Raw genomic sequence first — 14,306 nt, forward strand, 5'->3', positions numbered from 1 at the left:
GAGCAAGTTTGAGTCTTACTGTAGTAGGTTATAACAGTAATATTTTTATTTCAGCAATTGGTGCTGGCGGGGGACAAGGTGTTTTTTAAAACTTTAGTCTTGGTGCCGAAGATGATATGGTGGCAATAGTGCAAGAAAGTATAGAACAAATGAAATAATACTTAATTTTTTTCTAATCGCGGTTTCCTCATAATGCGAAGTATATTTTAATTCGAGCCTACTTAATTTTGTATCGAAGATTGTGAAAAGCAAAAAAGCTTGATTCATAACCCTGAATTAAGCTTTTTTATTTCTATACGGGAATTCCAATTGATTTTTCAATTTCCTTCGACAAAGTATATTAATACTTAAGTGATGACAGCTAAGATGTGTTTTTTGAACCTACTTTATATCCGATTTTTGTTTACATCGTGTTTGAACAACTTCTAATTGCTTCATTTCGATCTCATATTCCTTGTGGTACGTAAATAGAAAACTTTCGATAAAACGAAATCGAAAGAGTGATAATATTAGTATAGGAAAAATGTAATATAACGGATTGAAAGTGAATCAATTAAGGAGATACGGAAATGGTAGAGAAAGAACAGCAAAAACAAATCAATAGAGTTCTCGAATATATAGATGAACATATAAACGAATCACTTCCACTTGAAAAGTTATCTAAAACCTCAACCTATTCGGTTTATCATTTTCAGCGTACATTTAAAGCCATTACGGGTGAGACACCTGCCGGTTATATCAAAAGACTACGGCTTGAGAATGCTGCCCATTTTTTAATTTATGAGCAGCAAATTCCTATTACTCAAATTGCATTCATGTGCGGATTTTCGTCACTGTCTTACTTTACTTATTCATTTAATGAGTATTTTAAGACGAGTCCTAAGAAATGGCGTGAAGGAGCCTATTTGGAACGGTTTCCAAGGGAGTACCAGGATAGCAAGAAATCTAAACTTTTTAGCAATAATATGAAAGAAGAAAATCAAAGCAACAAGTATAATGAGTTTAAATGGTTGGACTTGACCAAAGTAAAAATAATTGAAATGCCAGTTTGCGCAACTGTAAATAGACAAAGTGTTGGCCCTTATACACATGGAATTCCTGGTGTTTGGGAGGACATTTATCATTGGTCAAAGTCTAGAGATTTACTAAATAACAATACGTTTCTATTTGGAGTTCCCAGAAATAACCCATATATCACCCCACTTGAAAAAAGCCGATATGATTGCCGTATTGCAATATATGAAGAGGATCTTTCAAAAGTAGATGATGAACTTACTTATCAATTTAAGGGTGGTAAACATGTCGTCTATGAATTTGATGAGCCCGTAATGTATAGTGAGAGAAGCAAATTAATAGAGTGTTATTCAGAGTTATACAGTTATTGGCTGCCGAAAAGTGGATACAGATATTTGGGAAATCCAATCGAATTGGTCGAACTCGAGCCAATAGAAGGATCGCTTTCAATCGAATGCAAAATTAAGGCGATTTGTTTAGCAATAGAACCGAAATAGGGGGAATTTTTTTTATGTTCATTGATTTTGGAAGCCTTCAGTACCTGCCCATAATCGTGGGAGGAATTGTTTATATGGTTTACGGAGGAATTTATTACTCTGTCGTTTTATCAAATAAAAACAAGAATCATAGTATTCTTGGAAATCAAAGCGCCGGCCCATTTAAATATATCTACTCTATCATCCTTGCATTTATTAATTCATTCTTAGTAGGTGTACTCATTCAATCAGTCGGATCCGATCATTTTCTAGCAGGAGTAGGAATCGGTTTCATCATAGGCTTAATGATTTCATTAGTTTATTTGAAAAATACGTTATTTGGTTTAATGTCTAAGAAGTCATTTCTGGTTGCAATAGGAGACCATTTAATCATATTCACACTGCTTGGTACGATTCACGGATTTTTCATGTAAGAGTTCAATAATTAAGATGAAGAGGACAAACTTAGATTTGTTCTCTTTTTTTATCTTTGTAGCGTTGACTGGTGTTAATTAAAACGTTACCATATGGTCACATGATATATATGTGACCTTTTAGTCACGTATTGATAAATTTTAATGAAAGGATCGATTGGATGGACGAAGAACTCTCAACCATTTTTAAAGCATTGGGACATCCGATCCGAAGGGGAATTCTCGATATTCTAAAGGTTTCACCGAAAACGACTGGAGAACTAAACGACTATTTTCCGGAAGTAACCAGGTATGCCATTATGAAGCATTTAAAGATTCTAGAGGATGGGAATTTGGTGGTAGTACGGCGTGAAGGAAAGTATAAAAGGAATTTCCTTAATGCCATACCTCTTCAAGAAATGCATAACCGCTGGGTAGGTAAATATATGCAAACTACTGCCAGTTCGCTGTTAAACTTACGGGCGGCAGTACAAGAAAAAGGAGGAAATAATACGATGGAAACAAAGAAGGATTTTCGAATTGAACAGGAGTTATTCCTGGAAGCATCACGCGAAGAGGTTTTCAAAGCTTTAACAGAGTCGGTGGAAGACTGGTGGGAATTTCGTCTAGCTCCAAAAGGAGTAACATCCCACTTTACATTTGATCCCGTCCCTGGCGGACAATTTATCGAAAAATGGGGTGAAACAGAAGGAGCAATTTGGGGGAATGTCTATTATGTAAATGCTCCTGCAGAAATTCGCTTGCATGGCCATCTTGGCATGCAAGGAGCAGTAAACAGTGCCTATACTTATCGTCTTCTAGAAAAAGAAGGAGGAACGTTGCTTCAACTATCCCATACAGCCTCTGGTGTAATACAAGAGCATTGGGAAGAGGAGCACTCCAAAGGCTGGAAGTATTTACTTGGAACTTTACTTAAAAATTACGTAGAAAAGAAATAAAGTAGGAGGCCAAGATGGTAGATGTACTAACGGAAATTACAATAAATTGTCCTATTTCAAAGGTATCGGAATATGCAACAAACCCTGATCACGCTCCAGAATGGTATGTCAATATACATTCCGTAGAGTGGAGAACCCCAAAACCACTCACATTAGGCTCACAAATTGCTTTTAAAGCGAACTTTCTTGGCAGGGAACTTGCATATGTGTATGAAATTGTTGAATTTATTCCAGAGAAAAAATTTGTGATGAGGACAGCGAATGGTCCATTTCCAATGGAGACTATCTATACATGGCAAGCAATAGATGAAAATCATACTCGGATGACTTTAAGAAATAAAGGTAACCCAAAAGGATTCAATAAGATTATGTCCCTTTTCATGACCACTATGATGAGGAGAGCAAACATGAAGGATTTGAAAAAAATCAAAGCCATCCTTGAAAAGTAATTTGTTCGGGAAAAATTTTTTGATGTATATTAAAATTGGCATATGAATTCTAGATGCAACCGATCTTGTAGTTTTTCTTTTACCTGCACTCTCATGATTTTCTAGAGATAAGCCCGCTCAAGATGCTAAATGTTATGATGAGGGACTGATGAATATTGGCACCTATTTCCGCTAAAATCACCGATGCAGTCTCTTTTTTATACCTGGCTCGTCATTTACAGTTGAACCTTCTTTTTGTATTTTTCTAATAATAGGTTAATCTGTTTATCGATGTCTGAAATGAGACTTTCAATAAAAGTGCTATACATTCATGTTGTTTTACAAATTTTATTGCGGGAGTTTTCTAAATGAAATATGAATGGAGAAAGAACGAGAAAGATTTATATATGCCTAAGCAAAAACCTGAATTGGTCACAGTTCCAAAGCAAAACTTTCTTATGATAAAGGGAAAAGGGGATCCCAATAAAGAGGATTTTTCCGAAAGAATAGGAGTTCTTTATTCGTTAGCTTACGCTATTCGAATGATGCCGAAACAAGGATATACTCCAGACGGCTATTTCGAATATACCGTTTACCCATTAGAAGGGATATGGGATTTAACAGAAAAAGGTAGGAAAATAGAAACTTTAGATAAAAATGAATTGCTATATACGATCATGATCAGACAACCAGACTTTGTAACGGAAGAAGTTGTAGAAAGAGCGATGGAAAGGGTAAGGAAAAAGAAACCACATCCGCTGCTAAATGAGGTGACATTCGATTCAATTGAGGACGGTCTATCTGTACAAATGCTCCATTTAGGCTCTTATGATGAAGAACCACAAACTTTTGAAAGAATGAATGAGTTTTTAATCACCAATCAACTTGAAAGAGATAGTTTAACACATCGAGAAATTTATTTATCTGATTTTAGAAGGGTAGAACCGGAAAAATTAAGAACAGTTCTCAGATATAAGGTAAAGCTAAGGAAATGAATAGGTACCATAATCCTAAATTCCGTAAAAATTACTAAAAAATTTTGGTTTCAAGGTGTTTTACATTAAATTCAATTGATTTTTTATTCCCTCAGACAATTGTTTCGAGGGATTTTTAATTGGGGTATAATGTGTTTTACTTAAAGTTTAGGATTTTGCGTGTTTTTGGCAGTATTAGAAAATGAGCCTATATATACAAGAAATGCATAGAAACTTGCATATTTAAGGGTCTTTAATTGTATTCCTTGTTGTGTTAAAGCTACCCATTACTTCAATAAGGAAAGGCATTACCGCTTTGTAGTAATGCCCTATACTGAGCCACTAGTGTATTCACTAAAAATTATCAATGACTCCTCCTAGTGAAGCAACTTTGATGCTAGGCTCTTTGATTATTTCTAATATTTCATCCTTCGTCCCATAAGCAACTACCCCTAATATTTCTACATCGTCTATTTTTATATCTTTCATAGCGTTGTAAGCTTTCTTGTGTTCGCTGAAAGTACTCATTTTCAGTAACTTTAGGAACGCATCATATTCATATGCCAAATCTGTCGTTGAAGAATAAGAGTTTCTTATAGAGAAGCCTAATGCTTCATTCTCCCTAATAAACGTTGCAGACCAATCATATTCCATCGCCTCTTGTTGAAATGTGTTTAATTGGCTATTGCTATAAGTGTTTACCCAAAACCAAGTCATTTCGGGAAGCTCATTAAAAGGTAATTCACTTAGTTTGTATGGCTGATCAAAGGAGAGTGCTACCTCATATATTTTTTCCCCTTGCATACTATTAATCAGTTCTTCATCATTTTTATATTTTTTATAAGCAACCTTTGGATGAAAAAACAGCATTTCTCTCCAACCATTTTCTTTATAAGCAAATTGCCAATCCTCTCCTGTGACTCCTATGCTGCCACCTGAACCTCTTGAAATTAGAACAGATGGATTTAGTCCGAATGGATATTGTTTTTGTTCAATAACGAGCGATTTAATTTTCATGTCCTTTGAAATTATATAATGGCTCATTCCTCCTAAAAACCTCTGGAATTCACGGGTTCATTGATATAGCCATTCGGAGTGCTAAGTCGGACATAGGCATCCCATTACTCCAGCGCTGGGCAAGGCGCTGGAGCTTCTCCCATCGAATTTATTTTTTATTTTTTGCAAGCGTTCCATCATGCTTTCTCCGATGATTGGCGAGAAATGCTGATCCACTTTTTTGAGTTTATTTCTCCACTCCGTTTCATCCGCTGGAGTTAACTCGTAAATTTGCATACTAGTATTCTCTTTTAATTGTTGAAGATTCGATTCGTTCATGTCAATCGAATATTGCCAATTCCAATCTGTCGCTTCGACCATTGCTTCCCGAATGATGTCTTGAATCTCGCTCGGCAAACCATTCCAAAATTCTCGATTCATCAAGACAGCATAGCCTAAATAAGCATGGTTTGTAATCGTCATGTATTTTTGAACATGATAATATTTTTTAGAATATATATTCGAGATCGTATTTTCTTCTCCATCAATCGTTCCTTTTTCTAAATTATGATACGTTTGGTCGAAAGGGATTGGGCGGGAAGCGGCTTCGAGAACTTCATATTGCTTTTCGATCACTTTGCTAGGCATGATACGGAAAACTTGGCCCTTTACATCTGTTGGATGAATGATTGTCCCTTTCACTGTTGTCATTTGTTTAAAGCCGTTATACCAAAATGCTAAACCTTCAATATTTTGTTTTTTTAAGTCGGCAAATAAAGCTTCGCCAATCTCTCCTTCATACGCTTCTTTAACCGCTTCATTTGAGGAGAAGGCATAAGGCAAATCTAATACGAGCCATTCAGGAGAGAGCGTTCCTAATTTAGATGTTGACGGAGCTATCATCTGTACTTGTCCAGATTGAAGGGCATTCAGCTCACCTTCGTCAGAAAAGAGCTCGGCATTTGGAAAGACAACAACTTTGACTCTATTATTTGATTTCTTTTGAACAAGGTCAGCAAACCGCCCTGCTGCAAGCCCCTTTGGTGTATTTTCTGACACAACATGACTAAAACGAATGATTATTTGCTCCTTCATTCCCGTCTGCTCATCATCAAAGGGAACTTCTTTCATGAAGTGAAGACCGCTAGATCCGAAAAGGTAAGCTGCACTAAATCCTGCTATAATAAAAATAAATATTCCGAACAGCTTCTTCATCTATACACCTCGAATGTTTTCTATTATTCTAATTAAATAATAAAACGACTAATTGTACAACATTGTATGTCTTGAATAAAGGGGGGAAGCACATGTCGCTTAAGCGGCTGCCGATTCGTTCCAAAATTACATTATTATCATTCAGCATCGTCTTTTTTTCATTATTGCTCGGCGGCCTTATTTTAATAGGAAATATTGTGGAGCTTGAGGAAGAAGAGTATGGAAAAAGAGCGATGATTACGGCAAAAACCGTCGCTCAGCTTCCAGATGTCATTCGCCATGTTACGGAACCAAATGGATGGATTGAAATGGATCCTACTATTGAAAAAATCCGCAATATTAATAATGCGGATTATGTGACCGTCTTAAATATGGAAAGGATTCGTTACTCACATCCTGTAAAGGACATGTTAGGAACAGTTTCAAAAGGAGAAGATGCTGGTCCTGCTTTTGCAGAGCATTCCTATCTTTCAAAAGCTAAAGGTGAAGTAGGAATGGCTGTACGTGCCTTTGCTCCAATAAAAAATGACCAATTAGAGCAAGTAGGGGTCGTTGTTGTTGGGAATGTATTACCGACGATGTTTGAAACATTACTATCACTAAAAAATGAGATTCTATTCATTATGTTTTTGACCCTTCTGCTTGGCGTAATAGGTTCATTTTTCCTTGCCAAACATATTAAACAGCAAATGTTTCAGCTTGAGCCTTATGAAATCGCTCGTCTTCTTGAAGAGCGTACAGCAACGTTTCATGCGATGCATGAGGGAGTCATCGCAATTGATAAGCATGAAATGATCACGATCTTTAATGATAAGGCAAAAAAAATGATGAATGTCCACGGGGATGTTATTGGGAAAAACATTTGGGATGTGATCCCGGACACGAGGCTGCCAGAAATCCTTGAACTAGATAAACCAGTATTTAATCAGGAAGTCCAAGTCCGAGGGAACGTGATTATGAGCAATCGTGTCCCGATTAAAGTGAATAAGCAGTTAGTTGGGGCGGTCGCTATTTTTCAAGATCGTACAGAGACGACGAAAATGGCGGAGGAATTGACTGGGGTAAAGGAATTTGTAGAAGCGTTAAGAGTACAAGCCCATGAGCATTCTAATAAGCTTCATACGATTGCAGGATTAATTCAACTAGGAAATAATGAACAGGCACTAAAGTATATCTTTCAATTAGATGAGGAACAAGGGAGTTTCGCGAGATTTTTAAATGAGAATATTCTTGATGATAATCTTGCTGGTTTATTGCTTGGGAAAGTAAGCCGCGGAAAAGAATTAGGGATTGAAATAGTCATTGACCGGAAAAGCCATTTAAGTCGTTTTCCGAAGCATTTAGATCATCATGATTTCGTTGTCATACTCGGAAATTTAATTGAAAATGCGATTGCTGCCTTAAAAACAGCCGAACATCGAGAAAGAAGGATTGATATTAGTATTGAACAGGATGATGAATTATGTGCTATTCTTGTTGAAGATAATGGGCACGGGATTAGTGAAACAGAGATGCACCGAATATTTGAAAATGGGTTTTCTACGAAAAAAGGATTTGGTTTAGGTCTTCATCTCGTAAAACAGATTGTGGAAAAAGGAAAAGGGGAATTAAATGTAGTTTCTCATCAAGGAGAAGGGGCGAGTTTTTTTATTAGTTTTCCAATGAATGGATTGGAGGAGAAAGAATGATTACCGTTCTAATCATTGAAGATGATCCGATGGTGCAAGAAGTGAATAAGCAATTTGTCATGAAAATAGAAGGATTTAAAGTAATCGGAGTAGCAAGCAATGGGATGGAAGGTCTCCAAAAAATAAGGGAGCATTCACCCGATCTTGTTATTCTCGATGTGTTTATGCCAGAGCAGGATGGACTCGAGACCCTTCAGCAAATTCGCAGCCAGCAAGAAAGTGTCGATGTGATTATGGTAACAGCGGCGAATGACCATGAAACAGTGAAAATGGCTCTCCAAAATGGAGCCTTTGATTATATTATTAAGCCGTTTCAATTCGATAGGATCCAGAAGGCTTTAGAAAAATATAAAATTTATCACTCAAAGGTTAAAAATGAGCTGTCGTTATCTCAGCAGCAGCTTGACGAGTTTCTGCATTCCCCCTCCACATCGAAGAAGTTAAATAATGTAAATGATTTGCCAAAAGGACTGAATGAAGTTACATATAGGCAAATTATTGCCTATTTACATGAACAAGAATTAGCTAAATCCTCTGAGGAAGTAGCCGATGGGGTGGGCATTGCCCGCGTGACGGCTCGCCGCTATCTTGAATATTTAGTGAAGCTCGGTGAAATTAAAATTGAATTAAAATATGGCGGTGTCGGCAGGCCTGTAAATCGATATTCCATCATTAAATAAACGCTCTAGAGACCAAAAAGACCAAAATGTCCAAAATGTTCAAAACCTTCTCACATCCCTTTGAAAACGTTATCATGAAAAAAACAAGATTGATACGTTTGAGAAGGAGGAGAAAAAATGAAGAAGGTCTTTAAAAACTTAACAGTTCAAGTAGTTATTGCCATCATCTTAGGTGTGATTGTCGGCTTAGTTTGGCCGGAAGTCGGAAAATCAGTGAAGCCATTGGGAGATACCTTTATTAAAGGGGTTAAAATGGTTATTGCCCCAATTATTTTTCTAACTATCGTTCTCGGAATTGCAAAAATGGGCGATATGAAAAAGGTTGGAAAAGTTGGCGGGAAGGCTTTTATCTATTTTGAAATTGTCACAACGCTAGCACTCGTAATTGGTCTATTTGTCGTTAATATTATCAAGCCAGGTGCGGGACTGAATTTTGATAAGATGCAAAAAGGGGATGTCTCTCAATATACAACTGGTGACGGCGGAAAAATTGATTGGATCGACTTTATTACAAATATTGTTCCATCCAATATGTTTGATGCGTTTGCCAAAGGGGATATTCTTCAAGTTTTATTTTTCTCCATTCTTTTCGGGGTTGCATTAACAGCTCTTGGGGAAAAAGGCAAGCCGATCATTGATTTCTTTGATAAAATTTCGCATGTTTTCTTTAATATTATCGGTTATATTATGAGAGCTGCTCCGATCGGTGCTTTTGGAGCAATGGCATTTACGATTGGAAATTATGGCATTGCTTCAATGAAGCCTCTTGCTATGTTAATGTTGTCCGTTTATGCAACAATGGCATTATTTATATTTGGGGTCTTAAATATCATTTGTAAAATGTATGGATTCAGCTTATTTAAGTATTTAAAATTCATTAAAGAAGAGCTATTAATCGTTCTAGGCACGAGTTCATCTGAATCCGTTCTTCCACGAATGATGGATAAAATGGAGAAGTTCGGCTGCTCGAAGTCAGTCGTAGGACTTGTCATTCCAACAGGATATTCATTTAATCTTGATGGAACTTCTATTTATCTCTCTATGGCTGTAGTGTTTCTTGCTCAGGTTTTCCAAGTTGATTTAAGCGTCGGACAGCAAATTACGATTATTTTAATCTTAATGTTAACTTCTAAAGGGGCGGCAGCTGTTACGGGGGGCGGATTTATCGTTCTTGCTTCAACGCTAACGGCTATGCAGATCATCCCAGTTGAGGGTCTGGCCTTATTACTTGGAGTGGACCGCTTCATGAGTGAAGGTCGAGCCATCACAAACCTAATTGGAAACGGTATTGCAACAATTGCTATTGCTAAAAGCGAGAAGGAATTCGATGAAACGAAACAACAACAAGCGATTATTGAATTAAATACGAAAAACAAAGTAGCCGTTTAAATAGTTATGGAAAAAGCCCTTGAAATCTATGCAAGGGCTTTTTGTAATGTCTAGCTCCAGCGCCTACCCCCGACATACAGGACGTACTAGTGTCGACTATGCGACAGGACATGCATCAATTAATTGCCAGATACTGATTTTGCGGAATGATATGGGGAAAATGTTGAAAATCCTCTTCGAAAAGTAGAATGTTATATAGTCCTAATACAAATTGATTTTTAAGATTAAGAAATGGATGTAAACTAGAAATTGAAGCGAGTTATAGAAAAACATTGCAGTTCAATTAAAAGTCTACATTTAGATTTCTGATGATAAAAGATGTTATTTTTGCTTTGCATTTTGTTAGTTTTAAAGAATAATGCTCAGATTAAAATATTGGTTGGATTATATAGCATATATATAAGAAAACATGAAGCAGAGGTAATGGTATGAATGAGGAGTTAAGGAAAAAAGCCGATGCAGGTTATCGGCTGGCTGAGCAAAAGGCTGCTGAATATTATCAATCACTTGATGAGCAGGTCAGGCAAAAGACTTATGTTTCTACCTTGATAAAAGATATACAATCCTGGAAACAGAATCATATTCATCATTCATTATTATCCTTATTTTTACGGAGAAGGGGAAAGCCTGATTCTCGGGATTATCACAATTATATCAAATGGCTGGATTACACAGGTAAACTAGATCATTACCTGGATCGAAGCATCTCCTATATTTTCTTGCGGGATCTTGGCAAAAGGTTGGACTCATCTGACACAAAGACCAGGGTTCGGCGTGTTGTGGACAATTTAAAAAGTCATCTGACAACAGACCGGGGAGACAAAGCGGAGATGTTTAGCATGGCCAGATTATACCGGATGGCCCAGAAGGAAGGCATTGAATCCACGATGATCTGGTTGATGAACAAACTAAAGACTGTATCCACCCATATTCCAAAGGGGATGGATGCGGAGCAAGCCCAGCGGAAACTTATTAAAATCATTGCTGGGGTCATGATGCACGAGGTTGAAGAGATGGGTGATGAGATATCGACTGAGGAACGTACTCAAAAACTGGATAAGGCTATGAGGCTAGGCTATTCTTATGGGCTGACTTATCCCTTCATTGACGATCTGCTGGATTCAGGAATCCTATCCGATAAGGAGAAAAAACAATATTCCGATTTGATACGTACTACACTTATTACAGGATCTGTGCCGAAATTGGGCGAATGGACAGGAAAAAACAAGGGATTGATTCGATTTATTCATTCGGAACTTAAAGCTGCTTTCGAGTATATCAAGGCCCATCAGCGACAAGCGACAATAAGTTCATTTTTCGAGCAATCCTATGTGTTTTTTAATTCCCAAGAAGTGGATCGTGTAAAGGATCTATCAAATGCCAATTACACCAATGAAGAGCTTTATATACCAATCATTTTAAAATCTTCTTCTTCAAGATTGATTGTCCGCTCAGTCCTTAGTGCTCCAGAGGATGAGGGATTTGACAACAGAACATTTTTTTATGGCATTTACAATCAGCTGGCTGATGATTTTGCAGATATGTTTGATGACATGAAGGACGGTGCAGTAACACCCTATACCTATTATTTGAAATATCATGATAAACGTCCAGATCTTATCAATCCCTTTGAATTATACTGGACGGTCATCTCCCATTTGATCCATAACGTGTATCATTCAGATACAATGACTCGTGAGGTGATGTTGGATCGTGCAATAAATAGCCTGAAACGATTTAAAGTGCGAATAGGCACAAAGAAATACAACGAGGTTATGGAGTTATTTGCTTCTGGAAATCCAAAGTTCAATCGGATCATTCAAAAAATGGTTCGAAAAGCGGATGATGTGGATTTCTTTGATAAACTGCTTAGAGATCAGATGATTACCCATCTGAAAAATGAAAGTAAAGAGCGAGAAGGATTTTTAGATACGATCGATACCGTTCGCAATCAGATCAACAACATCTTACATATTCCTAAAAACGATTATGATTCTATTATGCAAGATCCAATCATTGATGCTGCAAATTACAGTCTGGAAGGCGATGGAAAGCGATTGAGGCCTATATTGACTTGGGTCATGGGCGTTAACGAATATGGATTAAAAAGTTCAGCAATCGTTCCGCTTCTGAGATCATTGGAATATATGCATACCGCATCCCTAATCTTCGATGATCTGCCATCCCAGGATAATGCGTCCATCCGCAGGGGACGACCAACCCTTCATCAGGTGTATAACATTGCTATAACAGAATTAACCGGTCTATTTCTAACCCAGAAGGCAATCCGGGAGCAAGCATCACTTGACCAATTCGATTCAAAAACGGTGCTTGCCCTGATTCAATATTCGGCCCAAATGACAGAGGATATGTGTAAAGGACAGGCGATGGACTTGGATTCAAAAGGGAAACCATTGACACTGGAACAATTGAATATGATGAGCTTTTATAAAACTGGGATCGCATTCGAAGCGTCCCTCATCATGCCTGCCATGCTCGCCCAAGCAAAGCAGTTGGAAATAGAAGCTTTGAAAAAATTCGCCTATCATGCCGGAATTGCGTTTCAAATTAAGGATGATCTGCTTGATGTTGAAGGAGATCTGGTCAAACTCGGAAAACCCATTGGCAAAGATAAGGAAAACAACAATTCGACTTTTGTGTCCATCCTAGGTGTTGTTGGGGCTAGAAAAGAAATGTGGGAACATTACTGTCTTGCCATGGAAGTGTTGAAAGAGGTGCCGCGCAATACCACTTTTCTGAAGCATTTATTGAATTATATTGTGAATAGGGACCGTTAAGAAGAAGGGGGATACGAAGTAGTGAGAGTAGGTAAACGGCTGCATTAATTGTGGCTGCGATCACTATTCAAGCCATGTGAAGTGCTGCTCACTACTCGTAAGAAAAGATTAAAACAGATATAAGTAAAGAGCCTCCCTATTAAGGAAAGGCTCTTTATCATAATTGGAAAGAATAAATGTTTATTTTACCAAGCCAAATCTGATAAAATTTCATAGAGGAGGGATAAATTATGAACATCAATCTAGGTGATATACTTTTTCAGGCTTTTAGCTTAATATGGGTATTTCTTTTTATTGTTCTAATGGTTTATGTAATAAGGTTTTTTAAGAATAAAAAACAAGAGAGCCAAAAAATTGTGACTTTAGAAAAGAAACTTGATAGGATTATTGAATTACTTGAAAAGGATAAGAGGGAATAATAAAAAAGCTTTAAAAAATATCCCCAATGGATCTTATTAAGCCCCTTAGCAACCAGAAAATTAGTCTTATAGGGAATAATATCAATTCCGGTATCCAAAATAGCACGTCAAGAAAAAAGTCTAATACGTTATAATGATCGCTACTCTTTCTGCTTTTTCTTGTTTTGCTTTTCTTCCGCTGCCACCATTCCTTCATTTATATCATCCCACCTTTTGATTTCCTACAAAAACGAATCATGTATTTGGTAATTAAAAAATTCTAATAATGGAGTATGTTTTATATTATTAGGGATATTGAAGAAAAGCGCCTGATTGTGGAATATCATAAATACATGTTTAGTTAAAATAACGCACTCGTTAGCTTAATAAGAGAGTTAGCTTTCTATTTCTTACTCTTTCGGCATTTTGCTCATATCCATATACAACACATTCCAGCGGTGACCATCTAAATCAGCAAAACCGCAGCCGTACATCCAACCTTGGTTCTCCGAGGGCTCACCAAAAATTGTACCTCCAGCCTTTACTGCCCTCTTTGCTATTTCATCTACTTCTTCTTTGCTCTCTGCATCAATGGATAATAATACTTCAGTAGCTTGTTTTGTATCGACTATTTCATGTTTGGTAAAATTTTTGAAAGTGGAAACAGGAAAAAGCATTACGGTAGCATTATTATTTCCGATGACAATTGCACTTGATCGCTATTGCCAAGTGGTGTATTAGTTGAAAATCCAAGTTTGCTATAAAACTCTTTTGATTTATTTGTATCTTTAACTGGCAAGTTGATCCAAAATTGTTTTGTCATAGTTATTTCTCCTTTTTTCATTTAATTCTACCCGTTACATTAATATATAATACTT

Annotated in this window: 15 protein-coding genes; 11 read left to right on the forward strand and 4 right to left on the reverse strand. The window is 37.0% G+C overall.

All coding sequences use genetic code 11. The features are described from left to right. The first annotated feature begins 8 nt into the window (after nt 1-8). From V7164_RS04990 to V7164_RS05015, 6 genes are all read left to right on the forward strand, one after another. A complete protein-coding gene (locus V7164_RS04990; protein WP_335353530.1) occupies nt 9-89 on the forward strand; it encodes a DUF6054 family protein in 81 nt (26 codons plus the stop codon). Between the two features lie 480 nt (nt 90-569). Continuing rightward, nucleotides 570-1,511 (forward strand): AraC family transcriptional regulator, encoded by a 942-nt coding sequence (locus tag V7164_RS04995; RefSeq protein ID WP_335353510.1) that lies wholly within the window; start codon nt 570-572, stop codon nt 1,509-1,511. 14 nt (nt 1,512-1,525) lie between these two features. Next, nucleotides 1,526-1,924 carry a DUF1761 domain-containing protein gene (locus V7164_RS05000; RefSeq protein WP_335353511.1) on the forward strand — a complete coding sequence of 133 codons (399 nt, stop codon included), beginning with the start codon at nt 1,526-1,528 and terminating at the stop codon, nt 1,922-1,924. Between the two features lie 161 nt (nt 1,925-2,085). Further along, nucleotides 2,086-2,862: an SRPBCC domain-containing protein gene (locus tag V7164_RS05005; protein ID WP_335353512.1), complete on the forward strand. Its 777-nt coding sequence runs from the start codon at nt 2,086-2,088 to the stop codon at nt 2,860-2,862. 14 nt (nt 2,863-2,876) lie between these two features. Then, nucleotides 2,877-3,311 (forward strand): SRPBCC family protein, encoded by a 435-nt coding sequence (locus V7164_RS05010; RefSeq protein WP_335353513.1) that lies wholly within the window; start codon nt 2,877-2,879, stop codon nt 3,309-3,311. A 347-nt stretch (nt 3,312-3,658) separates the two neighbouring features. Then, nucleotides 3,659-4,285, forward strand: coding sequence for a GyrI-like domain-containing protein (locus V7164_RS05015; RefSeq protein ID WP_335347418.1), 627 nt, complete (start codon nt 3,659-3,661; stop codon nt 4,283-4,285). Nucleotides 4,286-4,618: 333 nt separating this feature from the next. Here V7164_RS05015 and V7164_RS05020 read toward each other — a convergent pair whose 3' ends face one another. After that, nucleotides 4,619-5,308 carry an anti sigma factor C-terminal domain-containing protein gene (locus tag V7164_RS05020; RefSeq protein WP_335353514.1) on the reverse strand — a complete coding sequence of 230 codons (690 nt, stop codon included), beginning with the start codon at nt 5,306-5,308 and terminating at the stop codon, nt 4,619-4,621. Between the two features lie 54 nt (nt 5,309-5,362). Continuing rightward, entirely contained in the window at nt 5,363-6,475 is a 1,113-nt protein-coding gene (locus V7164_RS05025; RefSeq protein WP_335353515.1) for a DctP family TRAP transporter solute-binding subunit, read from the reverse strand. 92 nt (nt 6,476-6,567) lie between these two features. Between V7164_RS05025 and V7164_RS05030 the strand changes: the two genes are divergently transcribed. The 5 genes from V7164_RS05030 (at nt 6,568) to V7164_RS05050 (ending at nt 13,449) form a co-directional block, all read left to right on the forward strand. Continuing rightward, the gene (locus tag V7164_RS05030) at nt 6,568-8,163 is read left to right on the forward strand and encodes a sensor histidine kinase (protein WP_335347414.1); all 1,596 of its coding nucleotides are present in this window, start codon (nt 6,568-6,570) and stop codon (nt 8,161-8,163) included. Then, on the forward strand, nt 8,160-8,843 hold the full coding sequence (locus V7164_RS05035) for a response regulator (RefSeq protein ID WP_335353516.1): 684 nt from the start codon (nt 8,160-8,162) through the stop codon (nt 8,841-8,843). Before V7164_RS05030 ends, V7164_RS05035 begins: the two co-directional genes overlap by 4 nt. 117 nt (nt 8,844-8,960) lie before the next feature. Continuing rightward, the gene (dctP, locus tag V7164_RS05040; RefSeq protein ID WP_335344312.1) at nt 8,961-10,232 is read left to right on the forward strand and encodes a C4-dicarboxylate transporter DctP; all 1,272 of its coding nucleotides are present in this window, start codon (nt 8,961-8,963) and stop codon (nt 10,230-10,232) included. A gap of 428 nt (nt 10,233-10,660) precedes the next feature. Then, nucleotides 10,661-13,030 (forward strand): polyprenyl synthetase family protein, encoded by a 2,370-nt coding sequence (locus V7164_RS05045; protein WP_335353517.1) that lies wholly within the window; start codon nt 10,661-10,663, stop codon nt 13,028-13,030. 230 nt (nt 13,031-13,260) lie between these two features. Continuing rightward, nucleotides 13,261-13,449, forward strand: coding sequence for a BhlA/UviB family holin-like peptide (locus V7164_RS05050; RefSeq protein ID WP_335353518.1), 189 nt, complete (start codon nt 13,261-13,263; stop codon nt 13,447-13,449). Nucleotides 13,450-13,838: 389 nt separating this feature from the next. Here V7164_RS05050 and V7164_RS05055 read toward each other — a convergent pair whose 3' ends face one another. Together V7164_RS05055 and V7164_RS05060 are read right to left on the reverse strand one after the other, a co-directional pair. Then, nucleotides 13,839-14,105: a VOC family protein gene (locus V7164_RS05055; protein ID WP_335353519.1), complete on the reverse strand. Its 267-nt coding sequence runs from the start codon at nt 14,103-14,105 to the stop codon at nt 13,839-13,841. Then, nucleotides 14,105-14,251: a hypothetical protein gene (locus tag V7164_RS05060; protein ID WP_335353520.1), complete on the reverse strand. Its 147-nt coding sequence runs from the start codon at nt 14,249-14,251 to the stop codon at nt 14,105-14,107. Before V7164_RS05060 ends, V7164_RS05055 begins: the two co-directional genes overlap by 1 nt. Nucleotides 14,252-14,306: the final 55 nt, after the last annotated feature.

Source organism: Bacillus sp. JJ1474 (assembly GCF_036965225.1).
Lineage (GTDB): Bacteria > Bacillota > Bacilli > Bacillales > Cytobacillaceae > Cytobacillus.

Excerpts from the sequence above, each read along its gene's own strand:
- V7164_RS05025 (WP_335353515.1), bottom strand. The coding sequence starts at position 6,475 with ATGAAGAAGCTGTTCGGAATATTTATTTTTATTATAGCAGGATTTAGT.
- dctP (WP_335344312.1), top strand. The coding sequence starts at position 8,961 with ATGAAGAAGGTCTTTAAAAACTTAACAGTTCAAGTAGTTATTGCCATC.
- V7164_RS05015 (WP_335347418.1), top strand. The coding sequence starts at position 3,659 with ATGAAATATGAATGGAGAAAGAACGAGAAAGATTTATATATGCCTAAG.
- V7164_RS05050 (WP_335353518.1), top strand. The coding sequence starts at position 13,261 with ATGAACATCAATCTAGGTGATATACTTTTTCAGGCTTTTAGCTTAATA.
- V7164_RS05010 (WP_335353513.1), top strand. The coding sequence starts at position 2,877 with ATGGTAGATGTACTAACGGAAATTACAATAAATTGTCCTATTTCAAAG.
- V7164_RS05055 (WP_335353519.1), bottom strand. The coding sequence starts at position 14,105 with ATGCTTTTTCCTGTTTCCACTTTCAAAAATTTTACCAAACATGAAATA.
- V7164_RS05000 (WP_335353511.1), top strand. The coding sequence starts at position 1,526 with ATGTTCATTGATTTTGGAAGCCTTCAGTACCTGCCCATAATCGTGGGA.
- V7164_RS05020 (WP_335353514.1), bottom strand. The coding sequence starts at position 5,308 with ATGAGCCATTATATAATTTCAAAGGACATGAAAATTAAATCGCTCGTT.
- V7164_RS05045 (WP_335353517.1), top strand. The coding sequence starts at position 10,661 with ATGAATGAGGAGTTAAGGAAAAAAGCCGATGCAGGTTATCGGCTGGCT.
- V7164_RS05005 (WP_335353512.1), top strand. The coding sequence starts at position 2,086 with ATGGACGAAGAACTCTCAACCATTTTTAAAGCATTGGGACATCCGATC.
- V7164_RS05035 (WP_335353516.1), top strand. The coding sequence starts at position 8,160 with ATGATTACCGTTCTAATCATTGAAGATGATCCGATGGTGCAAGAAGTG.
- V7164_RS05060 (WP_335353520.1), bottom strand. The coding sequence starts at position 14,251 with ATGACAAAACAATTTTGGATCAACTTGCCAGTTAAAGATACAAATAAA.
- V7164_RS05030 (WP_335347414.1), top strand. The coding sequence starts at position 6,568 with ATGTCGCTTAAGCGGCTGCCGATTCGTTCCAAAATTACATTATTATCA.
- V7164_RS04995 (WP_335353510.1), top strand. The coding sequence starts at position 570 with ATGGTAGAGAAAGAACAGCAAAAACAAATCAATAGAGTTCTCGAATAT.